General features: G+C 64.3%; 15 protein-coding genes and 1 pseudogene. 7 read left to right on the forward strand and 9 right to left on the reverse strand.

The genetic code is table 11. The features are described from left to right. Window positions 1-67 precede the first annotated feature (67 nt). From Q4F19_RS09510 to Q4F19_RS09525, 4 genes are all read right to left on the reverse strand, one after another. A complete protein-coding gene (locus Q4F19_RS09510) occupies window positions 68-3,163 on the reverse strand; it encodes a CHAT domain-containing protein (RefSeq protein ID WP_303541887.1) in 3,096 nt (1,031 codons plus the stop codon). Continuing rightward, entirely contained in the window at window positions 3,160-10,734 is a 7,575-nt protein-coding gene (locus Q4F19_RS09515) for a hypothetical protein (RefSeq protein WP_303541889.1), read from the reverse strand. Before Q4F19_RS09515 ends, Q4F19_RS09510 begins: the two co-directional genes overlap by 4 nt. After that, the gene (locus Q4F19_RS09520) at window positions 10,734-12,431 is read right to left on the reverse strand and encodes a ShlB/FhaC/HecB family hemolysin secretion/activation protein (protein WP_303541890.1); all 1,698 of its coding nucleotides are present in this window, start codon (window positions 12,429-12,431) and stop codon (window positions 10,734-10,736) included. The genes Q4F19_RS09515 and Q4F19_RS09520 overlap by 1 nt, the downstream gene beginning before the upstream one ends. Window positions 12,432-12,619: 188 nt before the next feature. Further along, window positions 12,620-13,573: a PfkB family carbohydrate kinase gene (locus Q4F19_RS09525; protein WP_341850179.1), complete on the reverse strand. Its 954-nt coding sequence runs from the start codon at window positions 13,571-13,573 to the stop codon at window positions 12,620-12,622. 139 nt (window positions 13,574-13,712) lie between these two features. On the opposite strand from Q4F19_RS09525, the gene Q4F19_RS09530 reads away from it, so the two are divergent. From Q4F19_RS09530 to Q4F19_RS09540, 3 genes and pseudogenes are all read left to right on the forward strand, one after another. Then, a complete protein-coding gene (locus Q4F19_RS09530) occupies window positions 13,713-14,450 on the forward strand; it encodes a GntR family transcriptional regulator (RefSeq protein ID WP_303541893.1) in 738 nt (245 codons plus the stop codon). A gap of 1,008 nt (window positions 14,451-15,458) precedes the next feature. Further along, window positions 15,459-16,270 (forward strand): annotated as a pseudogene (locus Q4F19_RS09535) (OmpA family protein). Between the two features lie 43 nt (window positions 16,271-16,313). After that, complete coding sequence (locus Q4F19_RS09540) at window positions 16,314-16,634, forward strand: hypothetical protein (RefSeq protein WP_303541895.1); 321 nt, start codon at window positions 16,314-16,316, stop codon at window positions 16,632-16,634. A gap of 289 nt (window positions 16,635-16,923) precedes the next feature. On the opposite strand, the gene Q4F19_RS09545 is transcribed toward Q4F19_RS09540, so the two are convergent. The 3 genes from Q4F19_RS09545 to Q4F19_RS09555 form a co-directional block, all read right to left on the reverse strand. After that, the gene (locus tag Q4F19_RS09545) at window positions 16,924-17,205 is read right to left on the reverse strand and encodes a hypothetical protein (RefSeq protein WP_303541896.1); all 282 of its coding nucleotides are present in this window, start codon (window positions 17,203-17,205) and stop codon (window positions 16,924-16,926) included. Between the two features lie 1,110 nt (window positions 17,206-18,315). Then, window positions 18,316-19,305, reverse strand: coding sequence for a strawberry notch-like NTP hydrolase domain-containing protein (locus Q4F19_RS09550; RefSeq protein ID WP_303541898.1), 990 nt, complete (start codon window positions 19,303-19,305; stop codon window positions 18,316-18,318). A gap of 65 nt (window positions 19,306-19,370) precedes the next feature. Further along, the gene (locus tag Q4F19_RS09555; RefSeq protein ID WP_303541900.1) at window positions 19,371-19,919 is read right to left on the reverse strand and encodes a hypothetical protein; all 549 of its coding nucleotides are present in this window, start codon (window positions 19,917-19,919) and stop codon (window positions 19,371-19,373) included. A 701-nt stretch (window positions 19,920-20,620) separates the two neighbouring features. Here Q4F19_RS09555 and Q4F19_RS09560 point away from each other — a divergent pair. After that, window positions 20,621-21,175, forward strand: a complete 555-nt coding sequence (locus Q4F19_RS09560) for a Ros/MucR family transcriptional regulator (protein ID WP_341850180.1) — start codon at window positions 20,621-20,623, stop codon at window positions 21,173-21,175. A 166-nt stretch (window positions 21,176-21,341) separates the two neighbouring features. On the opposite strand, the gene Q4F19_RS09565 is transcribed toward Q4F19_RS09560, so the two are convergent. After that, entirely contained in the window at window positions 21,342-22,730 is a 1,389-nt protein-coding gene (locus Q4F19_RS09565; protein ID WP_303541901.1) for a Dyp-type peroxidase, read from the reverse strand. Window positions 22,731-23,351: 621 nt separating this feature from the next. Between Q4F19_RS09565 and Q4F19_RS09570 the strand changes: the two genes are divergently transcribed. Further along, the gene (locus tag Q4F19_RS09570; RefSeq protein ID WP_303541903.1) at window positions 23,352-23,936 is read left to right on the forward strand and encodes an SOS response-associated peptidase; all 585 of its coding nucleotides are present in this window, start codon (window positions 23,352-23,354) and stop codon (window positions 23,934-23,936) included. Window positions 23,937-23,964: 28 nt separating this feature from the next. On the opposite strand, the gene Q4F19_RS09575 is transcribed toward Q4F19_RS09570, so the two are convergent. Then, entirely contained in the window at window positions 23,965-24,300 is a 336-nt protein-coding gene (locus Q4F19_RS09575) for a hypothetical protein (protein ID WP_303541905.1), read from the reverse strand. A 1,009-nt stretch (window positions 24,301-25,309) separates the two neighbouring features. Here Q4F19_RS09575 and Q4F19_RS09580 point away from each other — a divergent pair. Further along, window positions 25,310-25,492 carry a low affinity iron permease family protein gene (locus Q4F19_RS09580; protein ID WP_303541907.1) on the forward strand — a complete coding sequence of 61 codons (183 nt, stop codon included), beginning with the start codon at window positions 25,310-25,312 and terminating at the stop codon, window positions 25,490-25,492. A gap of 161 nt (window positions 25,493-25,653) precedes the next feature. Further along, the gene (locus tag Q4F19_RS09585; RefSeq protein ID WP_303541908.1) at window positions 25,654-26,418 is read left to right on the forward strand and encodes an ImuA family protein; all 765 of its coding nucleotides are present in this window, start codon (window positions 25,654-25,656) and stop codon (window positions 26,416-26,418) included. The last annotated feature ends 9 nt before the right edge of the window (window positions 26,419-26,427 follow it).

The raw sequence follows: 26,427 nt of genomic DNA on the forward strand, positions 1-26,427 counted from the left end.
GCGCTCTTCCCATCGCTAGGTTAAAACTAACGTCGCCCCGACAGGTGCATGGTCAGCCCGCTTTGTCTCAATCGGCCTTGCCTGGAGATAGCGCTTTCTCGCCATCGCCGACGATCATGAAAGCGGCCCAATAGAAGGGATGCGACGTGTCCGCCTTCGCCATCAGCTTGTTCTGGCCAGCGCGGATGGCTGATGCGATCGAGGTCCCGGGCGCGGCGTGAAAGAGTGCCGTTATCAGGTCCGTCGTGGCGCCGTAATCGTCCGGGATCGGCCAGGCGCTTGCGACGACGGATCGGGCACCTGCGCCGACGAACGCTCGTACAAGCCCATCCAGCGCGAAATTTCCGCCGGTCGACACCCCCGCGTCGCGCGTGGCCTCCTCGGTTGCCATGCCTGCCGTATCGCAGGCCGAGAGCACGACCAGGTCGGCATCCAGCTTCAGGTCAAAGACCTCCCGAAATGTCAGCAACCCGTCGGAGCCATCACCGCCGAACGACGTCAACAGTGCGGGTCGGGCAGGGCAGCGCGCGTTCGGCGCCGTGACGAGCCCGTGCGTGGCGAAGTGGATGATCCGATAGTCGGCCAGATCGGTTCGTGCCTTTAACGCCAGGTCGCTAAAAGCCGCGTCGGTGATGACGGTGCCGCGGCCGGCGCCGACCGCGCGGTCGGCGATCCGAAGTTCGGCCGTCGAGATCGGATGGTTCCAGGCACCGATAGGCCAAAGGCAATCGGCCCCCGCTTGCACGCTTGCGACGCGGGCATATGCCTGCTGCGGAGAGGGTGACGCATTATGACCAAGTCCGAGATAGGGTCGAGTCGCCTCGGCTGGTGCAGCACCGCGCACATCGACGAAGGCGCGCGGGGAAACAGAAGTTGTGATGTCGCGATCGCGTCCCAGCCACGCAATGCCGCGATAATCGAAGGGATCGCCGTCCGGCTTGGCCGTCCGCTTCGCATAATCGTCGACGCCCTTCTGCTCGACGACCAGCAGATTGGGCGGCAATTGCAGCATTGCGCCGTCCGGTTCGAACACGAGGCTGGTGATATCGTTCATTTCCGCCGAGAACGGATCGAACATCGCGCGGTAGAGACTGGCCGCCAGTTCTACGTCGAACGGATAGGTGACCGTTTTGCCGTTTTCGATCGTGACGACGCTTGCCCGCAGGCGCGCAACCTCGGCGTTAAAGATGGCGGAGGCGAACGGCAGCTTAGCCGCACGGACCAATCCCTGCGTGACGAGGGTCGCGTAGACATCCTGATCGACGATCCGCAGCTGATAATAAGCCTCGCGAGGGCGCAGGGCACGCTGGAGGTCCGCTACGCTCATGGCCGACGGCGCCAGGACTCGATAGCGAGGGTAGCCGGCAAGACGCGACTGCAGCGCTGTCTGGTCCTGCTCGAGCTGCGCGAGCGCGCGTCGGGCGTCCGCCACGTCACGATCGGTCGCCGATCCCGCCGCCTGTCTGTCGATCACGCCGGCGACCTCGCCCGTCGCCCGCGCGACATCGCGTGCGAGCGATACCGATTGGCGAAACAGGGCGGCCGCATCGTCGTCTCCGCCGGACAATTCGCGCGCGAGCACCGCTTGAGTCTGGGCGACCCCGGGTCGAACCATGATCTGGCTGGCGGCGAACAGAGCCGCGGCGGCCTGCGGATCGGTGTTCGCGCGCGGCGCCAGCAACGCGAAATACGGCGCGAGCAGGCTTTGCATGGGCACGGCGGCGCCGGGAAGCTTGAGGCTCTCAGTAACGATCGCCCCGTACAGCGGGAGTGCGCGATCCGCGGCGCCCCGCCGGGCGAGGAAGGCGGCGAGCCGGGCTCGGGCTACGAGCTCGACCGCCGATTGGGGATAATCGGTGCTGAGGATCTGCAAGGCCTCGGCTAACTGCTGTTCCGCCGTGCCATAGTCCTGCTTCGCCTCGTTGATCAGCGCGAGTTCGCCAAGGCCTTCGGATCGGAGAAACGCGGTGGATGCGACACGCCCCTCGCGCACCGACAGGAAGGTACGATTGCCCTGTTCGATAAGCTGTATCGCCTCGGGAAAGCGCGTCAGGATACGATATGATACGCCACGCAACTGTTGACCCTGTCCGTCGAGAATGAGCGCGCGCTCGAACGGCCGGAGCTTGCCGTCCAGCCCGGCCAGCCGGTCGAGCGAGGCATTTTGACGGTTGATCTGCTCGGCCAGCGACGGGCTGATGATGCCGCCGGAGATCGTCTCGTCGCCGGCCGACCGGTTGATCGGCGGCACGGGGACGTCAAGGGCGGCGATCGCCTCGTCCGGCCGTCGCTGGTTCAGCGCGTGCATGGCGCGGTAGTTGCGAAGCAGCCGGCTGGCGACGGGATCGGGTTTGGCGGCGATCGCGGTCGCCTGCGCGAACAGCGCGTCGGCGGCGGCGAAATTGCCCAGATTGGACTGCTGCAGCCCCTGGTTGGCCAGATATTCGGACTTGCGGATGGCATCGTCGCCGCCGCCCTCCCGCTCCACGAGCGTCTCGAAGAATTCCGCGGCCTCGGCGAAGCTGCCGGCATTGTTGCGGAAATAGCCCTGGCTCAGCGCCAGATCGGGATCGAGCGTGCCGGCCTGCACGCGCGCGAACGCCGCCGGATTTCCGGATTCGGTTGTCGCAACCTGGACGTCTCCCATGGCCGGCGCATTCGAGGCGAGCGATCGCAGCGCGAGCTGCAAGGCGCTGTCATAGCCGCCCAGCCCTTCGGCCACATACCACGTCCCGCCACGCCGGACGGCATAGGCGCGATAGGCAAGCTTGCTGTCGGGTTGCTCGCACGCGGTGTACTGAACGGTGCCCACGCCTTCCATCGGCACCGCGACGGGGGGACGGCAGGAAAGCGCGCCGTGACGCACCGTTAGGATCGCGGCGACGGGATCGGATGCGGGATCGCGCAGGGCGTAAAGCGCGCCGACCTGTGCGGCGGCATCGCGGCAGACGATGCCGTAACCCCGATCGAACATCCCCTTCAGCACCGGATCCAGCGGCTTGGCCTGCGCGGTGCACAGAACGCCGCCGGTGCCGATCCGGAAGCTGTCCTGCGCAGCGAAGCCGCTCGTTCGGTCCGTAGCATTCGGGCTGCGAGGGGCGGCTTGGACGGACGTAGCGACGAGCGTCAGCGCCGCAACGCGAGAAACGAACCGCGCAATCATGGCCGTTGCTCCGTCCGTGTGCGATTCCGACGCCGGTCGTCATCGTCCTGCTTCTTGCCCGTGGCCGGCCCAACCGGCGTCGCAGAGGTCAGCCCGCCGGCGCTCTCCCACAGAATCGGGTTGCCCGCGCTCGCGACCGGATCGGTCACGATCGCGGGAGACTGCAATATGGACATGTCGATCGCCGCCGGCTGGGTGAAGCTGGGCAGCATCACCGTATCCCGCGAAAAGGTGATGAAGCTGCCATCGATCACGTCCCGAACGATCGCGGCGATCGGCAGAGCCGCCACCGGGTCCGCCGGCGGCGTGCTAGGGGGCGTCACGGGAGGGGTGACCGGAGGTGTGACAGGCGGCGTGACCACGCAGCTGTTGCTGGGGACGAACGCGCAGCCATTGACGACCGAGCGCGTCGAATAGCCCGCCAGCGACCCGCCTTGTGCGGACGCGAACCGGACGACGCCGAGCGTATCGCTGTTGGTCAGGAATCCGCTGGCGCCCTGAATACGGCCATAGATCAGGACGTTGAAGCCATCGAACGCCTGCGTGCCACCGCGATTGGTGATCGACAGCCCGCCCGCCCCGGCGCTGAAGCCGGCCGCCAATGTCGCCGATCCCATATTCTGGATGACAATGTCGTCGATCGCGGACAGCTCGATTCGGCCCGCCTGAATGGCGCCCTCGGCGCGCGGCTGCGCGGCAGCGGCGCCGATCGCGGCGACCGTGTCGGCCGAGATCGCGCCGGCAAAGCTGGCGATGCTGCCCAGCAACTGCGCCGTTCCCGCCTCGATCCGCCCGGCCGTAATTGCAAGGCGGCCCGCCGGCGCACTGTCGGCGAAGACGCCGATCGATCCACCGTCGGTCACCAGCCGGACGACACCGGCATTGAGGACCAGACTTTGCGCGGTCCCTGCATCGGCGAGGCGCAGATTGCCCGTCACCGTGATCGTCCCAGGCGAGGCCAGAGTTAGCGCGCCGTTGGTTCCCGTGAGATTGGCGGCCGCGCCCGCCCCTATTCCGGCGACGCTCAGATCCCGCACGGCGAGCGACGGGCCGGCCGTGACAACAATGTTTGCGGCTCGCACGCGCGACAGTTCGCCGGCATCCAGCGTGTAGCCGCTGCCGTCGGTCGCGCCGCCGAGGAGGGCCGGGCCGCCGCCCGTGACCGTGAACGCGACGGTCTGCGTGGCGGCGTCGCCGATCGAGGCATTGGCCCCCAGCCGGATATTGCCGCTCGAGAAGGTTAGGTCCGGGCCGCCTACCGATCCGGAGAGAGCGATGTCGCCCGCCAGGATCCGGGCAAACCGGGCGGCGTCAATCGGACCGGCAAAGCTCGCGGTTCCCGTAGTCGAGATCCGCAGCGCCCCCGCGCTAATTGGGCCACCGACGGTGACCGGGCCCGGCATCGCCGTCCCAACCGCATCGATGTCGATTGCGCCCGTATTGGCGGCGTCAGCGAGAAGGACATAAGCTCCGCTTGCGCGTCTGGCGGCAATGCCGCCCGTCGCTATGCCGGTCCGGGCGAGGAGCGCGACATTGCCGCCCGCCTGAAGGGTTCCGGTCGACACCTGCGCGGTGCGGCTCACGGCAAGGATGTCGGTGGCGGAAGTAACGGCCCCCGTCGTCACGGTCGCGCCGTTGGACGTGAGCGAGACGCTCTGAGCCGACAGCGCGCCCGTCGTGATCGCGCCGTCGGCCTGAAGGGTCAGCGAGGCGGGTGTGGTAACATTGCCGAGCGCGATCGCCGTCCCGCTGTCGATCGCGATCCGGGTGCGCACATCGATCGCGCCTGTCGCGACGCCGCCGGTAGCGGCGACCAGAAGATTGCCGGTCGAAACGGGCCCGGCGGTTGCGAGCGCACCCCCGATCCGCGGCGGCGCGATCGTGCCGAGCAGGGCTGTGTTGAACGCCGGTTCGTTGTCGGCAAGGATCGCGGCCAGAGCCGCCGAACTCTGCAGCAGCGAAATGTTTCCGACGAGTGCCGTCTCAGCAGTCCCGGTCGCGACGCTTTGCAGCGTGATGTTGCCCGGAGCCAGCACGACGAGGCTGGATGGCGTGGTGATCGCCCCGGCCGTGACGTTTCCGGATAGCGAAGCCAGCGCGGTCAACCCGCCGCTCGTGATCGTGCCGACGGTGAGATCGCCCGCCGCGCCGAATTCCACCGCATAGGGATTGCCGGGCGCCACGCCACCGCTCGCGATTTCGCGCGTAACGACGTTGCCAATTCGCGCGGTGCCCCCGCTCTGCAATTCGATATACTCGCCGAGGAGGTTACCGGACGTGATGTTGCCGTAGGGGCCGTTGCCAAGATCGGTGCCATCGATATCGATATCGACGCCCGTGACGTTGCCCAGCGCGATGTCGCCGTTGGCGGCCAGAGCGACGTTGCCGCCCGCCTGGATGGCGCCCGTCTCCAGACGGGCTCCGCTGCGGGCGCTGACATTGCTCGCCGAGGTTATCGTGCCCGTCGCAATGTTGGCGCCGGAAACGAGCGACACCGCTTGCGCCGAAAGCGCCCCGGCGGTGATCCCGCCGTCGGCGCGCAGCGAGAGCGACGCCGGGGTATCGACATCGGCCAGCGCGATCGTCGTGCCGCTGTCGATCAGGATACTCGTGCTGGCCTCGAGCGAATCCATCGTGGCGAAGCCGCCGGTGGCCGCGACCCGGAAATTCCCGGTCACGATCGTGCCGCCGACATTCAGCGCTCCTCCGAGACGGATCGGCACGATCGATCCCAGCCCGGTATAGGCGCGATTGAGATCGAACGTGCCGCTCGCGGGCAGGAAATCAAAACCCGTCGTCGCGGCGAGACTGATGTTCGAGATCAGGATCGATCCGTTGGAAAGGGTCCCGCTTGCCAGCGGCCCGGTCGATACGGCCCCAGGCGCGAGAAGCAGGATGTTGGGTCCGCCGAGCGACCCCGTCGTGATGCTGCCCGTGCGCGATGCGATCGCGACGACGCCCGTATTGCCGCTGACCGCGCTCGCGCCGGCGACGCCGCTGACACCGATCTGGGCGGTCGTCACGTTGCCGATGGCGGTCAGGCCCACGCTGCCCCCCGCCTGGATGGCCTGCATGCTGATCAGACCACCCGCGTTGACACTGTAGTCGCCGCCGACGCTGACATTGCCGCTCAGACGGTAATCGCCGCCGACGTCCGCATAGAAATCGCGCGTCACGTTGAGAGCGCCGGGATCGTTCGAAGGCGGCGTCCCTTCGCCATAGACGATGCTGCGCGTCGCCCGGAGCGTGGCGCTACCCAGATTCATCGCGCCGCCTGCGCCGATCGTAAGCCCGAAATCGCCGACCGCATCGACCGTGAGCGTATCCGCGGCAATCGCGCCGCCACGGACGAGCGCGCGCGAAGGTCCGCCGGGCGAGAGCGTCGCACCCGCGTTGAAGACGGTATAGGCGCCGAGCGTCGCATTGCCCGAGAGAACGTCGAACGTGCTCCTGCCGGCGACCGTCGCTCCGGCTGAGGAGCTGGCCGAGGTGTCGACGGAGAGCGAACTGGTCCGGATCACGCCGCCCTGCGTGACGGCTATGGTCGCGGTGCCGCCATAGCCGGCGCCGTTCGTGCCGCTGCTGGCTTGCACGCTGCCGCCCCGTCCGCCGACGGTCATGCCGATACCATTCGCGACATCGAGCAAACCGGTCACGCCAACCGCGATCGTACCGCCACGCCCATCGCCAGCGGTCGCGGTGCTGAAGCCGAAGGTGTTGCCGCCGAAGCCGCTGGCCCCCAAAGCGAGGCCGCCCGCCACGATCGTGCCCGCCGCTTCGATCGTGATCTGACCGCCGATGCCCGATCCCGCCTGCACGTTGAGGCCGGAACGGCCGCTGATCGCATCCACCGCGCCGTTGAAGGTGTTGGTGACGGCCAGCGTCCGGCCGACGCCCGCGCGGAGCGTGATCGTGCCGCCGATGCTGTCGCCCGGCCCCGCAGCCGGGAGCGCGTTGAAGACCGTGGCCGCCTGCCCCTGCGCGAACACGATCGCCGATCCGATCGTCAGGTTCGCGCCGCGCGCCTCGATCAGGACGTTGCCGCCCCGCATCACGGTCGTCGTCGGATCGCTGCCGCCATAACCGTTGGCGCTGGCGCCGGCGCTCAGGTCGGCGACCGTGACCGCGCCCGTATCGGCGAGCAGCGTGAAGGTGCCGCCGGTCGCCGCGCCACCGATCTTACCCTGATCCTGGAGCTGACTGGCATCCGCGTTGAGACTCACGGCCAGCCCGCCGGTCGTGACCGATCCGCCGTTGAGCCCCGAATCCGGGTCCGTCTCGGCGACGACGCGCACGGTGCCGGCCGTGGCGTCGCCGCCATTTCCGATCGTTACCCCGCCTTGCGCCGTGGCGCTCAGGCGCGTGGTCGCCGAAAGCGAGATCGCGCCCGCATAGCTAATGACGCCGATGCTGCCGCCCGTCGCATCGCCGGCGGCGGAATTGCCGCTACCGCTGGCGGCATTGGCGCTGAGTTCGGTGCCGTTCGCTACGCTCACGCTTCCCCGCGAGCCGAGCAACTGGACCGAGCCGCCATCGGCATTGCCGCCGCTGAACGACGCCGTACCGCTGACAAAGCCGCCCGCCGCGTCGGCCGTGGCGGTGAGCGAATTGGCGAAGATCAGGCTGCTATTGGCGGATTCAATGCGGATCTGGCCGCCCCGCGCCGCGCCCGCGTCTGCACCGGTGGCGGTGCCGCCGCGTCCGATCGCCGTCAGGATGCCCAAGCCGCCGATGGTCGTCGCCTGGGATCCGCTCTGAAACAGACGGATCAGCGACGCCTGCGCCGCGCCGCCGGTTGCACCGTTACCGCCCGTGGCCTTGGTCGACAGAGTGAGCCCACCGACGACGGCGGTCGCCGCCGTCGCGCCCGAGGACGGCGCCGACACCAATTCGGCCATCCCCGTGGTCGCGTCGCCGCCGATGCCGCCCGGTGCGGCGCCCCCGGTCGCCTCCGAACGCACCGACAGACTGCCGATCCGGATCGCCCCGTCGCTCTGCAGAAGCGCCGAGGCCGTGGCACCGCGCCCGAAGCCGCCATCCCCCGAACCTCGCCCGACGCCACCGGTCCCGCTCGCGATCAAAGCCAGCGGACCGCCCAGCGACAGCGCCGCGGTTCCGATTACCGACGTGCGGGCGCCGCCGATACCCGAGGTGGCGCCACCCGAATTGCCGTAGCCGCCCGAGCCTGCCCCGCCGGTGACGGAACCGCCAAAGGCCGCCGAACTGATGCTGATATTGGCGGTGGTATCCGTCGGCGCGCCTACGGTGAGCGCGCCGTCGCTCAGAAACATCCGTGCCGTTCCGCTGTCGGCATTGCCGGCATCGCCCGTCCCGGCGGTCTTGTCGCCGCCGATCGCATCGGCCGACAGGACGAGGTTGCTGAGCGTGGCGGTCCCCGCCGAGGTGAAGGCGGCGTTGCCGAACGGCGCGCTGATCATCGTGGCGGCGCCCGCCGTGCCGCCGCCGGCCGAGGCGCCGCCCGTCGTGAAGGTCGAGAGGATCGTGAACCCGGAGGTGAGGGTCGCGCCCGCAACCAGATCGATCGTCGCCAGCCCGCCCGTCGCGTCGCCGCCGACCGAGGTTGCGCCGGACCCGCCCGTTCCACCGCGCGCGATGCCGTACAATTGCAGATCGCCGGTCGTGATGCTGGCGCCGGGGCCGCTTGTGGCGAGCGTGGTCAGATGCGCGTTGCCGCCGATCGCCGCGCCGCCCGAACTCGTCGCGGTCAGGAAGGCGCCGCCTTGTGCTTCGGTATTTAGCTGGAGGGACGTGGTGGCCGTCAGCACGCCGTCCGAGCGCACGACCACCGACGCTTCGCCCCCCGTCGCGAGCCCGTCACCGGCGCTGCGGGCGTTGGCGCCGACGGAGATGGTCCCGCCGCTGCGAACCGCACCCGTGAAGATATCGATGGACGCGGTGCCGCCTGTCGCGGCCACACTTGCGGACGCGGGCAGCTCGGCGCTTGCGCCAGCAAGAACGGCGATGTTGCCGTCCGCGCGAATCGTACCGCCGCTGTCGACGCCGAGAGCGGCGAAACCGCCGCGGGCGGGAAGCGTACTATTGAACGTGTCGGCCGTTCCGGTCGCGCTGACAGTGATGTTCGCGGCCCGCAGGGTTGCGCCGTTCACGGCGCCGATCTGCGCGTCGCCGCCTTGATGGAAGGGGAAGATGCTGGTTGGATAAGGAACATTGTCGACGGCGTTGGCCTGCGCGTAGAAATCGCCGGTCACGTCGATCGACCCGCCGGTCGCGTTGACCCGAACGATCCCCGGCGCGTTCGGGCCGAACGAGAAGGCGTCGAGCCGGCCGCCGACCCGCATTGTGCCGACGCTGATGTCGATCGCGCTGCGCGTTCCGCCGAAGAAGGCGGCGTCGCCGGCGAAGTTCAGATCGTGGAACGCGTTGGAGACCTGGATCTGGCCGCTGGCGCGCGCGACGAACGGCGCGTTGAAGTTGCTGGTGCCGGTGCTGTTGTCCTGAACGATGATGCCAGCGTTGAAGATCGTCGGCAGATCCCGGATCTGGCCGCGCACGGGAAACCCGATCGAAACCTGATCGACGGCGAGGTTGCCGCCGGACACGAGATAGACCCCGCCGTTGGTGATGCTGACGCCGTTCGCGACGTCGAAGCCGTAGAAGCCGTCCGGCGCGACGACCATCGAGATCGCGTCGTTCTTGGGAACGGTGACGGCATAGATGCCGCGATTGTTGGTGGCGGCGCCGCTGCTCTTGTCTAAATTCACGGTGCCGCGAAGCTGCAACGGGAAGCCGCCACCATTCGTGCCGTCGGTCCCGACGGCCACGTTGATGTCGAACAGGCCTTGATTGAAGGTCAGGGACGCCTGCTCCGCAGCGACGAACGCCGCGGCCCCGTTCACGTTGATCCGCCCGCGCGAAAACACAATCGGCGCCACGATCGCGACATACGAGTTGGCGTTGGTCGCGTTGATCGTGGCTTGGGAGAGCACGTTGACGATGCCATTCGGGCTGGCGGAACTGTCCAGCGTGAAGCCGGAGGTGAAGTTGATCGTGCCGGTGCCGCCGGTCGGGTCCGCGGTGGAGAGCAAGAGGCTGCCCACATCGAACACGGAGCCGTCGCCGATGACGATCCCGCCCGGGCTGTAGAACCACACCGATCCGCCCCGCGAGACGACGTTGCCCGCGCTCACCAGCTGGCTCGTCACCTGCCCGTTGAAGGCGATCGGGCGCGATGGGTCGGCGGGAACGATCCGGTTGAGGACCGTGAAGTCTGGGCCGCCCGGCGTGCTCTGATAGATCGCCTGTGTGCCGGCATTCTGGAAATCGATGACCGCTCCCGCATTGCTCGCGGTGTCGGTGGGCGTGAAGTTGATCACCGCGGTCGGCGTGGTGACGGTGTAGATGTCGGTATTGGCAGTATTGAAGTCGGTCAGGACGTTGCCGCTGGACGTGGTCGGAGCGCCTGCATTGTAGGAATTGGGCGACGACTGCTGGGCATGTGCTGGCTGCGTCGCGGCGGTCGCGAACGCCAGCGTCGATGCGGTGAGGGCCAGCGCGCGCCGCGCGCGAGTCGTGAACGACGAAGCGGACATTAGCGGTCCTTCCACGGAAAGAGCCGGGTCGTGAGCGACATCAGGATGCGCGTGTCGCCGCGCCGCGTTTGAAAGCCGGCGCGCTTGGTCGGCACCGCAGCGGTGAGATCAAGCCGTACCTTGCTGGCGAAACTGGTGCGGACACCGCCGCCCACCGACGTGAGCTTCTGAGGATCGCCCGTCGCCCCGCGATTCCACACCCAGGCAGAATCGATGAACAGGAAGGGCTGCATCACGAGATTGGTGCGGGTGGACGGTACGACCCGATTGATCCGCAATTCGGCCGAAAAGCCCGCGCCGGTATCGCCGATGATCGTGCCCGGATCGTAGCCGCGCCCGATCGTATAGGTGCCGGCTGAAAACTCCTCGAAGCTGAGCAATGGGTCGAACGCATATTGAACGCGGGGCGCGATCGAGGCGCTCAGCAGCGGCGTCAACGCGAGTTCGGCGAAACCAGAGGCGCGGACCAGGGTCGCTTCGGAATCCGCGTTCGACCGGCTGGGCCCGATGGCTCCGGGGACGAGCGTCCCGTCCGTCGCGTTGAAGATGCCGAGGCCGTGGCGAAGCTCCAGCGAATAGCCGCCGCGCCAGCGGGCCGGCGCGCGCTCGCGCACGTCGGTCCTATCGCCGTCGAGCCGCAGATAGGCGACGCGCAGATGGTCGCGGCTCAACAGCGTGCCAGCGAAGCGGACGTCCTGATCGACATAATCGAACCCGGCCGATCCGCGCAGGTTGGCACGCTGGCTGCGGAGGAACGGATAGGACGCCTCGCCCGTCGCGAAGAGAGTCCGCGCACGCAAGTTGCCGTTCAAGCGGATATCGGGCTTGGTCCACGCATAAGTGAAGCGGCCGGCGAAGGTCAGCCCTTCGGGACCGACGCGAAAATCGTGGGCGAGCTGCAGGATTTGCTGCTCGCGGAAATCCGACGAGGAGAACAACCCGATCGTCGTGCGATCGCCGAGGCCGGTGAGCCCATAAAAGCGGCCCGTCAGCTGACCGCTGAACCGCCCGGTGCTGCGCGCCGCGAAATTCTGGATGTTGAGATCCGCCTCGAACGGCGTGCGCGTGACGATCACATCGCCGAGAAGCTCGCCCGGCTTTTCGCCGGTGGGCCGAAGAACGAGCCGCACATCATAACCGGGCATGTCGCGGGCGAGCAGCAAATAGCGCTCGGCCGAGAAGCGGTTGAACACCGGATCGGCCGTCAGCTTGTTCAGATAGCCCGCGATCAATTGCTCGTTTCGGCCGGCATCGCCACGCACCCGGACGGCGGCAAGCCGCGCGTAAAGCACCTCGAATATGACCACGCCGTTTTCGATCTTCTGCGTTGGCACCTGGATGGCGGCCAGATAGCCTTTCTGCCGCAGCAGCGTCGCGGCGGCGTCGCGTATCTCGCAGATCGTCCCGGCGGGCCGATCGTTACCCAGATAGCGCTGGTAGACGGGCGCGAGTTCGGCCGGTGAGACGGGTCCCAGATTGTGGAAGGTCGCGCCCGTGATCGCGATCCGCGCGTCCTTGTACGACGGATCGTCGAGCGGGCACGCCGCGCGTTCGATATCGCCCTCGACCTTCAGCCGGGCGCCCTGCGCAGGCGGTGTCGTACCGGGACGCGTCACCTCTTCGCGGGTCGGGAGCCCGCCATTGGCCAGCGCGGACGGTGGCTGCGCCACGCGCTGTGCGCCCGCACCGTGACCCATGCCGACACCCCCAAGCACGGCGCATGCAAGCCCTGCATACCGTCTCATCTCGACGCAACGCCCCCCAACCGCTGACCCGATATGGCCTTCCGGCGTCTTTCGACTCCGTTAACCCTATCGCGCATACGGTTGCCGCTTTGGACCGGAAAGTCCATACCATAACCGACCGAAGCGACGTGGACGGTTGATTAGATGATCAGCCTATCCACCAGTTCCGCAGCTTTTGCCCATGTCGGCAGGGCATCGATCACACCGATCTTGCTGCAGGTGATCGCGCCGCAGGCCGAGGCGACCTGCAAGGCCCTCGCCCAGTCGCGCGTGCGCGCGAAGCCGACCACGAGGCCGGCCAGAAACGCGTCGCCGCACCCCGTAGCGTCGATCGCCTCGGTCGCGAAAGCGGGTTGCCGCAAACAGGTGCCGTCGCGGTGCCACAGTACGGCGCCGTCCGCACCCAGCGTCATGACGACCACCTTGATCCCTGCGCCGAACAAAGCGCCGGCCAGGGCTGCCAAATCGTCGGCATGGCCGCCGGCTATGCCCCCCATCTCCGTCTGCGCCGCACACAAGGCGGCTGCTTCCGTCGCGTTAACGACGAGGATATCCGTGACGGCAAGGATCGCCGGCGCGACCGGACGAAACGGAGACGGATTGAGAACGGTCTCGACGCCGCGACGCCGTGCCGACGCGAAGGCCGCCGCGATCGGCGCGTCGCCGATTTCGAACTGGGCGAGGACTGCATGGCTGTGGGCGAGCCGGTCCTCCGTCGCCTCGATATCGCGGGCGGACAGCAGTTCGTTCGCGCCCGGATATACGGCGATGACATTCTCGCCATGGGCGTCGATCAGCCCGACGCCAGCGCCGCTGGCGCCGGGAAATCGGACCAGCATTCGTTCGGGCAGATCCGCGCCCGCGAGTGCCTCCGCCGCCATGCCGGCGAACCGATCGCTGCCGGCCGCGACGATACCGTCGACATCGGCTCCAAGCCGTCGGGCGGCGATCGCGACGTTCAGACCCTTGCCTCCGGCCTCGAGCAGCAATGACTCGCCCCGGAGGGATTCGCCGGATGATGGAAGCCGCGCCACCTTCATCGAAAATGCGGCGACGAAGCTCCCAAGCACGAAGACGGAGGGAGTGACGTTCATCGTGCAGACGCTACTGATATGATAACGCGCTCCCCCCTCATATACTCGGCCAGATACCCCGACGCATGCATTCCGCCCAACCCATCAGCCGGCGGGCTCTTTACGCTCTTACGACAGGCATGGCGGAGGTTTCCGTTCCATGCATGACCTGATCAGGCTCGATCACGAGACGACGCGGCCCCTCTATATCCAGCTGGAGGAGCAGTTGTCGCAGCTTATCGCGAGCGGCCAGATCGCCGGCGGCACCAAACTGCCCTCCGAGCGGCAGCTTGCCGCAGACCTTGGTGTGAGCCGATCGACGGTGCAGCAAAGCTACAGCATGCTTCGCGAACGGCGGCTGATCGTCGGGCAGGGCCGGCAGGGCTCCACCGTTCCGCAAGAGGCGACGAAGCTTCGCTCCGGCATGGATCGTTTGCGCGGTTTCACGCAGGAGATGACGGAACTTGGCCGCCGCCCGTCGACGCGCGTGCTTGAGCAGCGGATCGTTTCGGACCGGTCGGTGGCGTCCCTGTTCGGCCTGCCCTCCACCGCGCGCTTCCTCTATCTCGTGCGCGTCCGGCTGGGTGACGAGGTTCCGCTGTCACGCGAGACCGCCTGGTACAGCCTCGATGCTGCACCCGATCTGGAAAAAGCCGACTACAGCGGCTCGATCTACGGGCAATTGGCCGCCCATAATCTGATCCCGGCCTATTGCGATCAGACGATCGAAGCGACGGTGCCGACCGCGTCGGAGCGCGATATTTTCGGCTTCGACGAGCAGGTGCCCTGCCTGCTGATCAAACGGCGTACCTATCTGCGCGACGGGCCGATGGTCGAATATGTCGAAGGCGTTTTCCGTGGCGATACATATATCTACCGACTGCGCCTGGACACCTGAAGCGCCGAAGGGGTTGAGAAGGCTGCATTTGATTGGCAATCCGCACATCTGGTCGGCAATGCCTTCCAAAAGCATGACTTGGCACACGCTACGTTCTCAGCTCAAATATCTTCAAAGATCAGACTGCCCTCGCCGCCGGTCCGATGCCACTCGCTGAGGCTCTGTGGCTTGCGCGGACATGTTCCTGCCAGTTCGAACGCGGACCGCGCCGATGAAGCGTATCGGCCCCACGAATAAGAAGCCTCCGTCACCGGCAAGCAATAGGCAGTCCTTGAAAAGGAAGCGAGTAAAAATGCCGTCTCTCAAGTCAATAGTTCCGTCCTCGAAAAGTGGCTCGATGGCCTGCACAAAGAACTCCGAAGCTACACTGCCCGACCATATCACGCTGTCCTAACAATTCGCTGTGAAAAGCCGAATGGTTGCCGCCACACGGTGAGCGCGCCGTAAAAGATGACTTATGGATATCATCAATGCGTTATCAGCCAAACGACAGTCATAGCCGGCTTTGCCGACTGAAGCTGGAACCGCAGAAAGATAGCATTCGGGCGTTTCCGCAGCCTGTTTTTCGCCCCGAATGGACCGGACCCTATCGAACGAGAAAGGTGGATTTTCCTCAAGGCCTTGGCCGCTCGCAGCCCCCAATTCGCTGTGTGAGCGAGCGGCGGTTTATACCGAGCTGACCGAAAGCGCGCGTGCCGCTCTCCTACACTATTAGCATCCATTAAACGGCCCAGTGCGCGGGGTTCTGGCACCGCCCATTGCACCTTCCGAGCGCAACGCCCGTGGGACCGGCTGCCCTCTGGTAATCCGCCCACCCACGCAGAGGTCCGTACATAGGCTTCGTTTTGCCCACCCTGGATGCAAAAGCACAGTCCAAACGACAGCATGCGATCGGTTTGGCGTACAGCACATTCCAACTAGCTGCCCTCGGAATGGGGCCGATCCTCGTCATCGCGCCGACAGGTTTAGCGGACCAGACCCGAGCAGCAAAACAAGGGGAGTGGTTCAATGCGTACTACCTTTCCAGTTTCAGGCCGCGTGATCCTTGTCGTTCTGACTGTGTCGTTGCCTGGTAGCGTGTTTGCGCAGCAGCTCACCACGCTTAACCCCACCATCATCGTGAATGGCGGTGCCCGTGGGCCAGAGATTAAAGGCGTCATCTCTGCGCGGAATGGCGATAGGATAAGAATTACTGCTGCTATGGCAGCAACACGGACGTCGCGATCAACGGCGCTACCCGCATCAAAGCGGCAAGTGGACTATTTAGCAGCCAGCGGAGAAAGCCGACGGCGGCAGATGCGCTGCTCAATGGCCTTCCGGTCACCGTCAAAACTCTGCAGGGCGGGGGCGATCAGTCGGGTAGTGGCCTCTTAGCGAGCCGGATCACTTATCGAAGAACCGACCTCAAGACGGCGACTATGATTCACAACGGAACATCTCAGCGCTTTGAGGAGCAGTCAGCCGCTACCGAGGCTCTGCGAGGCCGCGTTGGCGATATTGATAAATTTAATGTCAAGAGCACAACGAACGTCCACTTCGACACGGGTAAGGCCGAGCTGTCTGCGGAAGACAAGACCGGTCTCTGCACTGCAGGATCTGCCGCGCAAGCGACCGAGAACGCGTTGATGCTCGTGGTAGGTTATACCGACTCGACTGGAGGCGAGGACTTCAACGAGCAGCTCAGCGAGAAGCGCGCCGCTCGCGTAATCGATTACCTTCAGCAGAATTGCGGATGGAAGCCATACCGTATGCTGACCCCGACAGGCATGGCTAAGGCCAATCGGCTAGCCAGCAACGAAACGCCCGAAGATAAGGCTTAGAGGCGGCGCGTCGCGGTCAACATCCTGGTCAGCAAGAGCGTCGATGGCCCTTAAGGGGTGGGAATTGCGCTGCGAAGCGATGCAGATTGAACCGCAGGAGCGGGGTAGCGGCACGGAGCTTCTGACCGATCCAGGCACGTCTACCTGGATCGGCGAAGCCAGTAGCTTGTTGATCCCGATTGCTGAGATCATCTGCCGATCTGACGTGCTCCGCTCAAACTCCACCCATTTTGAGCTAGAGTCCGGCTCGCGAGCAGACAACGTTAAAGAGACTAGGTTCAGTGAGGGGAAGATCATCACGGTGCTGCGCGAGCAGGATGGCAGGATGGAGATCGCTGACATGTGCCGCAAGCAACGTCGATAAGTAGCGACAATCGCTTCGCGCCGGCGCCCCTATCGCAGAAGGGCCTCCCGCCCGTCCGTCAATTTCGCGAGCAGATCTGGCACATTCGCATTGAACGAGGCGACCTCCGCGCAACGCGACCAGCGGCATGATCGATCGCGCTTCGCCATGCTGCTTGAGAACCGTTGCTGCGCAGGCCCATAATTCGTTCTGAAATCACGCGGCGCGGTTTCCTGGCATGCGGGAGAAGCGGCTCTTAGCCATAGCGGCCCCAAGGCAGCTTGAGAGCCGACCTACCAGCAGCGGCGGCTCAGCCGAAAGCCAGCGCCTGTATCATTTGGGAGGTTGGCGCTGCCCACTCGACGGGGGCGAAATCCTTCGGGAGAAGCTCACCGTCGAGATATTCGCACCATTCGCCGTTGTCGGCCAAGGCACCAAGTATCATCCGCCGCTGCGCATCTATGAGCAGCGCGAGGAAGCTGCTCCCGCGCTCGTACGTTTCGATCGGTTGCCAATCGAGAGCCGCATAATCGTGTCGCTCGAGGCCGGGAAGGTCGAAGCGCGGGACGGCCGGCTGCTGGGGTTCGGTCATATCAGCGTCCTAGTCGGAAATTCGGGGCCGCGCACCGCCAAAGGTCCTGCGAGATAGGGCCTGCAACGCGGTGCTATGATCCTACGAGCCAATCAGCCACCGCCTGTTTCATCAGGCTCGAGAATTGTGACCATGGCCTTCGAGTGGACCGGAGCGGCCATCTCGATCGGGTCGCAGCCACCATGCAAAAGCCGAGGCCATCGCATACTGGCTGTCAAACGCCGGCTGCCGCAAACGGCGGCTTGTCGGTTACCTGCAACCACATCGCGCCCGGCATCCGCTTCTTGCGCTTGCAGAAGGCGTAAGTGTCTTGTTTCCGTTCGCCGAGCAGCGGCAGCGGGATCAGGCAGCAACTCGCAGGCCGGTCGGCTAGGCGATCTCAGTAAGGGAGGCCGAGCTGACCGAAGTTCGTCGTCAGCCACTTGCTTGCCCTCCACGTACGTCCCGGTCATAATATCGAGTCCGATGCCGCGATCGTCCTGACGAATGACATAGGCCTGGGATTGCGGCGTTAGCTCGTTCGGATTAGACCGATTTTCCATCATGCGAGGAGCACGCGGGTGTGCGGCCGGGCTCGATTGCATGGCGGAGTCAATTGGTTCGGCGCACACATCGCGGGCCGCGATATGCAGGGTTATGATGATCTCGACCAGGGCTTGGCGCCTTGCGAGCCAGGGTCCGGATGGATGGACCCAGAGTCAGTTAGCGGTGTCGAGTTGAAGGCGGCAATCCGCCTCAAGCGCCTTAGCTCAAACGAACAGATGGGCGACACTTTTGCGGATTAGCGTGGGAGCGGGCTTGCCGCAGCTCTGTGGCCGGACAACGGCCCCTGGGGGTGCGTCCTGAACCGCCACCCGATGACGGGCGTTGCAGCCCAGGCGCCCACCGGGGAAGGCCGCCCAGTATCAATCTATCGATTGCAGCTGCCGAGCTGCAATCCGCTCCAAGGCACTACTCAGCGGAAACGAGCCGTCGGCCCCGTCGCAACCATCCGCCGGCCCGATTGAGCAGGTCGGCGAGCTTCGGCGCACGCTCAGGTATATTCTCAATGCAGCGGATCGTCTCACGAGGCGGTCGCCGGCCAACAACAAAAAATTTACTTAGCTGATTTTAAGAGGCGCCGCGGCACCAGAAAGCCGCAGCGGGAGGCGCGGTACAGCTAAAAACTTTTGCCGAACGTGGCGTTGTTCTTTTTCGATAGCGCCGCCGTAACGCCCGCTGGCTTAATCGCATGTCTCGGTGAGGGGTGGTTCCACCGCCGACGTGTTCGCGCGGCGGAGCACGGCTTGGTCCCGATGGGCCGTGCTCCTGCCGCGCATCTGCTGGCGCTGCGTCGGCTATCGAGGCTGGCTCCTTGTCTTCGTCACAGCGCAGATCGGCTCTTGACTGTTTGGCTTCAGAGCCGCTGCGGGGGAACGAAGGCAACCGCCGGGCAGGCGTCCACAGCAGGACGCCCTGATCGAGCTTGATTGGCTCGTCGATCTCCAGTTGGAGACCGGCTGGATGTCGTCGCTGAGACCACCAAGCCCGGTCCAATCGCAAGTGTATCGTCCAGCAGAGGCGCGTTTTTTTCGTCACCCAGATGTTGCGCTGTCTGCCCTCCAGCCAGTTATCGAGAAGCCAGCGGGCGATCTGGCGCTCCTTGCCGGCGCCGGTGCCGTTGCTCAGGAAGAAGCCCTTGCGATAGACATCCTCGGCGAGCTTCAGACCGACGCCTTCCTTATTGGCCTTGAAGCTCGCCGGGGATGGTCTGTGACCAGGCGTGGCCCGCATAGACCACATTTCGAGCTGCGACGCCGAGAGCAGTCGCTCCGGGACGGTGCGCTTGGGCAGGCAAGGATCATGATTTGGAATAGGCGCCGGAACCGGTTCCATCGCAACAGATTCGACCGGAGTGGTGGGATGCTCGTCGGCCGTGTCGAAGACGATCCGGCTTGGCCGGTAAGGAAGGGAGACACCGGGCCAGCGGGCCGGCGCGTCGAGCCGCGCATCGACAATCGACCGTCCGGGCCGCTCGCGGATCTTGACCTGAGCAGCGCCGCGTTTTCGCCTTTTTTTCCTGAACCCGATGCTCGAGAACGCTTTTGAACGCCCGGTCATCTAAAAACGGAGCATCACCATCTCGCGAGCCTTTGAGAAAATCTTGCCGATCCTCTTCGCTATTGTCAGGGTATGCTGATGACCTCATCGGACTGCGCGGGATAGCCGCGTAGCAGCGCGTCGCTCAAGTCAGCCGCCACTGCTCCGTCGTCGCCTGTCGGCGTAGATCCGGGTCGTACGGTCACCGCAGCTCCCTTCCAGAGAACCGCCTGATCACCCTGTCTGCGTATCTGGACCTCCAGCCTTGTGCGCAACAGCGGCACGATCCGCGATTTGCTGCTGGGAAGCGAGAAGCTCAGCCCCGCACCGACAACATTCGTTCCCTCGCCGCTCCGCAAACCCGATCGAGATTTTGAAGCAGCGGCTGATGTCGTGCCGAGCTGATCCCTGCTCACTTTGATGTCGGCCGTGAACCGAGCGTGGCCTTGGCCATCCAGCGTGGTGAAGCCCCGATCGGAAAAGGCCTGCCCCACCGCATTGACAAATGGGGCCTCCAGCGATCGCGCGCTGTTTCCCGATTGCATCGCTCTCATAGAGATCGTTCCCGAGACGGGGAGGACCGCGTCCGTCGGCTGTTCTCCCAATGCCAGCATTACCATTGCAAATGGGATCACGTCCGACTCCTTGATCGTTTGGATATAGCACACCCGTTGTCGCGGTTGGCCGGGCCGACCGTGCTGCAGCATCGTTGCCAGGTAAGCGGCACGCGCGGCGGCCCGTCCATTATGATTGAGGATCGACGCGGCGCGACGGCGTCGTAGCGTGGCGCGGCAAACTTTGTCGCTATCAACGGCGGGTGGCGGTTTATCATAGGGGGAGGCAGCAGCGGCCGGCCCGTACTGCGGCGACCGTGCCCTGCGCGTGGGTCTGCCCTGGCGACGGGGTCGGAGGCGGCGCCCGCTCGACTTTCCGAAAAGCAGAACTCTCGACGACACTTCGCTGATTATGCCAAATTTCGAAATGTTCGTTTGGCGCCGCCAGCGCTGGTTGCAGACATTTCCTAGCTCGATCAATACCCTGGAAACCCGAGCTTCCTTCTTCCGCAATGATACAGGCGCGTTTGGGGCCGCCGAATGCATGTTGAGCGATATGTGCGCGGGCCGCAAATGGTACGCACGCGCCTCCGCGTGCTTCAAACCGTCCCGTTCATCGCCCTCAAGCGGCCGCAACGACGCCAATCGCAGAAAAATCTCAGATCTGCACCGATTTTATCGGCAGATGAATTGCAGTCTCTCGGGCAAACCAAGCTCCGAAAAAAGCTCGAAAATGAGACAGGGTTGATTTACAAGCCGTTGGCTGGATTTGGGAGCAACACGTGGCCGACGCTGACAATAATGATCTGATCGAACTGACGGCTGACATCGTAGCGGCGCATGTTAGCAATAATAGGGCGCATACGGGTGAGATCGCTAATCTGATCAGCGTAGTTCATCAAGCATTGGCCGGCCTCGGCACGCCTGCAGCCCCGGATGCTCCAGAGAAACCGAAGGGTGCGGTGTCGGCTCGCGCTTCGATCAAGCCCAGCCACCTGATCAGCATGATTGACGGCAAGCCTTACAAGGTGCTCCGCCGCCATCTCAGCATCCACGGTCACACGCCCGAGAGCTACCGCGAGGCTTTCGGCCTCGCCCAGGACTATCCGATGGTCGCGGCCGAATATGCCGAGCAACGTCGCGCGCTTGCGCACCAAATCGGTCTCGGACGGAAGCCCATGGTGGAAGAGACTCCGATTGATGTCCCCGCCAAGCGAGTCCGCAACTCGAATTTAGCTGAAGCGGCGGGCGCCGTGAGCGCAGCGGTAGAGACAGTGATTGAGAAGATCACCCCAAAGCGCGGACGTAAGCCAAAACCGGACGCTACCGACGCTTAGGAGTCCGCTCGATGCCCCGCGAAACTCATCACGTGCTTCGCGGGGCACTCATCGAGGACCGATCCTGATCGAACCCGCAGCCTGCGTCCAAGAGGTTGGCTTTCATGGCGGACGGCTCGCCTGCGCGGGCCTCGCTCAAGACGGAGGCATGCGCGCAACGGCTAGCTTACTGAATGAGCGTTTTTAGGAAGCTCTTGGATGGCGCAAAGAAATATCCCCCGCCTCTCATCGTGACGAAGTTGGCAAAGCGGAACGGCTTTTCTTCCCCCGGCTCTCCATATTCCGAGTTCCACATCTGATCATCATTGATGCCCTGGCCCATTATGCCGTCAGCGCCATGTGCGGTGCCATTCGGAAAATCAAAGCTGTTTGCCCAGAACTGCTGAGTTACCTCGAACTGCCGCTCTAATTCCTTGTTGTACGCCATGAAGAGCAGGCCAACGCCGCCTGTGGGAAAGCTGTCTTCATCTTCGAGGTCGCGATCCGGGTCGCCGAATGGGATACCACGTCTGGGCATTAAATGTGAGCGTTGTTCGGCATCGTTGGGGACCCGCGGATTCACTTTTCGAACATGGGCATGTATGGGACATTTAAGCCCAAGCGGGTCGTCGTCGTAATTGAAATTGTTCGGTGTAGGATTAGGGTCGGTAGCTGCCGGCGCAGAAATGAGAGGCGTGCCGTCCTCGAAACGCCCCACGACCATTGCGCCAGCACGCTCATCATCGTCGCCAGTCAAACCTAATTCGGCAGCGAGGGCTTTCTCCCGCAACTTAAAGTCCCGCACATTTTGCTCGAGCTTTCGGTACACGAGGAAACTGCCGAAACTGTCAGGCGTTTTGCCACCCGGATCGCGGACAAGCGCCGCGTCGCCCGGTCCGAACTGCGGATCCCATCCGCTAAATTCACCTTCGAGGCTGATCTCGCGCTGGACTTCGTCAACCAGGAGCAACGGCTGACTGCGACCATCGACATAACCGAAGTGCTCGATGCCGCGCCCCTTCGGCTCATTGAGCGAAGGATCGCTTCTCAGAGCGTGCCCGGCGTCGACACCCACAATTTCAATGCCGCTTGTTTGGAATCGTGCGGTCAAATGTGCAGCCGCATTCGCGACCTTCGTTACACTGTCGTCAGCCACGATAAGCAGGGCATCAATATGTTGGAAATGCGTCTCCCACTCACTCATCGAAGGATCGCCAAGCGAACGGGAATCCATCCCATTTTTGAAAGCGTCACCCGAAGGCGGCGTGATACCCAGCTTCGCGTAACCACTGGCACTCAAGAAGAAAAAGACATTCGTGCCACCCGGCCGACCAAACTCACGGAAGGCCTCAGCCTCATGAAGCTGTCGAATTGCGCTGGTTACCTGCGTCCCGATCGCCTGAATTTGCCCCTTCACGGCCGCAATTTTCGCGCTGTCGAACCGCAGAAAGTGGTTCATCGTATGATCTCGGCCGTGCCCTTTTAGGATATTGCCTTGCAGATCATCCAGCATCGGCCAGAGCGCCGTGTCGCGCCATTCGAGCGGTTGCGCGAGAGTCTCGTCGGATACTGCCATTCCTTCCTCCCATAACAATTCGACTCCGAGTCGAACCAATTTCTAGCTGTGTGATACTGTTTGTACGGGTCGATATTGGCAAGGGCCAACATGGGAGTCTGATGGCGGCCGCGAATTGGGTATATCGCTCAACCTCTGACCTGCGATCGGTCGTTGGTGCATACAAGACGGCTTTCAACGATAGCTTTGGAGGCGAGCGGCCGTGCAATCACGATCGGATTTGAAACACGCGCACACGTTTCGCTCCGAAGGCGCGCTGACATTGCCCCTAGAGAGACAAAAGACGGCTGCGGATCGATTTCTTCGCAAAGGAATGTTCGTGGCGGAGGCGTCTTGGGCAGCTCATCCTCCGGCCGCGTCATATTCAACAAGTGTAGGTGCCGGTTGCGCCTGATCAGCGCCTCTGGCGATCCTGATATCGGGCCACCTCCGGCTTCGCCGCTAAGGTCAGTATCGCATAAGTCTCGGGGTACCCATGGACGGACGGGCGCCTGATACCGGCGAGGTAGAACCAGTTTTCAGAGCGTCTGGCGGCCAGCGGCGCGTCGGACTCGAACGCTATTGCCTGCATAGGTCGAACATAATAGGAACGACGTTTGATGCACGGTGCGGGCGGTTTTAATGTGTAACGACTATCGTCTTTTGGTGGACGCCGCGTCGATCGTCGAAGATTTCGCGGATTTGAAAATTCGCATCGACTTCTCCGAAGGAATGCCGAACATCGAGGCCCGGCAGGACATCAAGATAACGGACATGGCGCCAATCGTCCGCACGTTGGAGCGCGGTTGCGGCGATCTCGTGCAGCGCCGCTGGAGTTGGCCTGGGCCCACGGGCAAGCCGGTTTACAATTTCCGTTCTGATGGTCGCGAGTTCGACTCAGGACGCTGCCTGATCGTGGCGGATGGCTTTTACGAGTTCACCGCCCCCAGCGACGCTTCGAAAAAGCGCAAGGACAAGTGGTTGTTCACGCGGAAGGATCAACCGCTATTCTGCATTGCGGGAATCTGGCGAACGGATCCTACGGTCGGAGAGGCGTTCACGATGCTCACGATGCCGCCGGGACCCGACATCGCGCCCTACCATGACCGCCAGATCGTCGTTCTGGACCGTAGCGGCTGGATCGACTGGCTGGACCCGAGGATACCGGCGCGCGAGGTGCTGAAGCCGCTACCGGCGGGATCGCTTCTCGTCGAGCAGATCGGCTAGCCAAGCCAGGTGCGGGTGGCGCACCGGATCATGCTTCTCGGTGTAAGGCGCCAGACTGTCTGATGGCCAATTTACCCTGCGGTGTGAGTTGAGTGGGCGCATCACCTGTCTCATCCGACGTTTGAAGCCAAGGACCGGCCGGATGCTCATCACCGCCCGGGTGCGACAGCTTGGCGATCGTGGCCAACGTGAGCCCGCTTGCGAGACGGTCGATCTCGACCAAACCCCACCATAGATCGAGATCATCGTCCGAGGCTTCCGGATCCGGGCTGCCAACCTTGGCGACGATCTCGGTCAGCAGCTCAGACCGAGCCGCGTCCATTCCGACGGTATCCGCAAGATCATCCTGTTTCGTCTGATTCAAAGCACGTTCCTCGATGACGCCGGGACGGGATGCATAACGTTAGAGCGTCTCGGTAACGCCAACGGCGCGTGTATGATCCACTGGCCGAGGCATCGAGCATACGTCCGGCAACGCACCCGATCATCTTGACACCCTATCTTTCTGGTAGGGTCCAAGTGAACAGCGGGTCCGTGAACGACCGGGATGTTTACCCCCCGGAGCTGCGCCAGCAACGGGGGCGCCCGCCCGGTCGAAGCGGTCTCGGTCGGTGCGGAGCCTGGGGTGTCAGGGCGTTGCCGTAGCATCCACCATTTTTTGTCGGAATGCTTGATGGCCCCTCCCCGGTCCCCCTCAGCGACCGGAGGCGACCTCATGTCTATTCTGCCAATTCGCACGCCTTCGTTCTACGACCTTCTGGACTGCGGCGATGTGGAGGGCGCGTCATAGGGCGCTGGGTCGCGTCTATGCTGATCATCGCCTTGCCCTAGCCGTCCTGTCAGCCCTCTCCGCGTGGTGGAGGGCGACACGCTACGCGCCGGGCCGGTGCGCATCCGCTTGCTTGGTATCGACGCCCCTGACGCCCCCGCCGACGGGCGCTGCCGCCCCTTCCCCAGGCCTGGTGTCATCCGTGATCGAGCAATCCATGGGATCGACGGCTTTGCGGACAACCGCGCTCACGCCGCGGATGCAGATCGAGCGTGATAGCCGGGACGATACGGCCGCCCCCTGGCGCCGTGCTGTCGAGCAAGGCGAACCGAAGCCGTTGGCAGCTCCGGGGGCGACACGCCATTTATCATCGCGAATGGGGCAATGGGGGACGGATCGCGCGAGCGTGTCAAAGTGTTGCTCGGTAGGTGAAGAGGAACGGCGGCTAGGGGCGCCCGTTAGCAGCCGATGTCATCTCAGCTCATCCGAAGCGCTCTCACCAAGATTGGCGTGCTTGCCGCTCATCCGGCCGCCTTTCTGATTGTCGTCGTCTACACGGTCGCCTGGCTCATACTCGAACCCGAGACTTTCGATTGGCAATGGCGTGGCGACGATCGCGACTTGGCTGATGACGCTGTTCATTCAGCGGGCCGAGCACCGAGACACGCAGGCCATCCATGCGAAGCTCGACGAGCTTTTGAAGGCTGATGATAGCGCGCAAACGAGCCTCAAAAACGTCGACGATGAGGAACCCGAGGAGATTGAGGCGGCTCGATCGCGTCAGTGACAGCCCCATTTCGTTGACTGCAACAGGCGTTCGCCCCGCGTTGCGCGAACGAACCACATGCAACCCGGCATACAAAGCGGCGTCACAGCGAGATTCGAATCCTTGACGCATCCTGCTCATCGTCGGAACATAAGGCGAACATATGATTCTATTGGAACCTGATGGACGCGCAATCGCCACGACCCAAGCTCATCGAACGGCTGCGCGCGCAGATCGCGGACGCGGGCGCGCCGCTCCGTGAGGTCGGCTGCCTGCCGTTCGGGATCGACGCCCTTGATGCGCGGCTGTCCGGTCGTGGGCTCAGCCGATCAGCGTTGCATGAGGTGTCGGCCGCCGGGTCGGGTCTCGTCGACGACGCGGCTGCGACGCTTTTCCTGGCAGGCATCGCCGCTCGCTTGAGCTTGGCCGGAGAGATAATTGTCTGGGCAGTGACCCGCTTCGACCTCTTCAGTCCTGGGCTTGAGCAGGTCGGACTGCATCCTGACCGGACGCTCTTCGTTGAAGCGAGAGAGGACAAGGACGTCCTGGCCGTCATGGAGGACAGCGTCCGCCATGGGTCGCTTGCGGCAGTCGTGGGGGAGGTCCGCCGGGCGGATATGACCGCGACGCGTCGCCTCCAGCTTGCTGCTGGCGAACGGGCGGTGCCTGTCTTTCTCTTTCGGCGGTGGCGGCGCTCTGGTGCGTGCCCGCTCACTGAACCGTCGGCGGCGACCACGCGGTGGCGAATCGCGAGCGCGCCGTCCGCGCCGCTTGGCATTCCCGGCGTCGGAACGCCTCGCTGGAATGTGGAGCTCGTCCGGCAGCGGAATGGCGCGCCTTTCTCACTCATAATGGAGGGCTGCGATGCTACGGGTCGCCTCGCTCTGCCTGCCGCTGCTCCCGATCGAGCGGCTGTGGCGGCAGGAACGACCGCGCGCGCGGCTTGAGCCGCCCGC

The sequence above is a fragment of the Sphingomonas natans genome (genome assembly GCF_030546695.1).
In the GTDB taxonomy this organism is placed as follows: domain Bacteria; phylum Pseudomonadota; class Alphaproteobacteria; order Sphingomonadales; family Sphingomonadaceae; genus Sphingomonas_I; species Sphingomonas_I natans.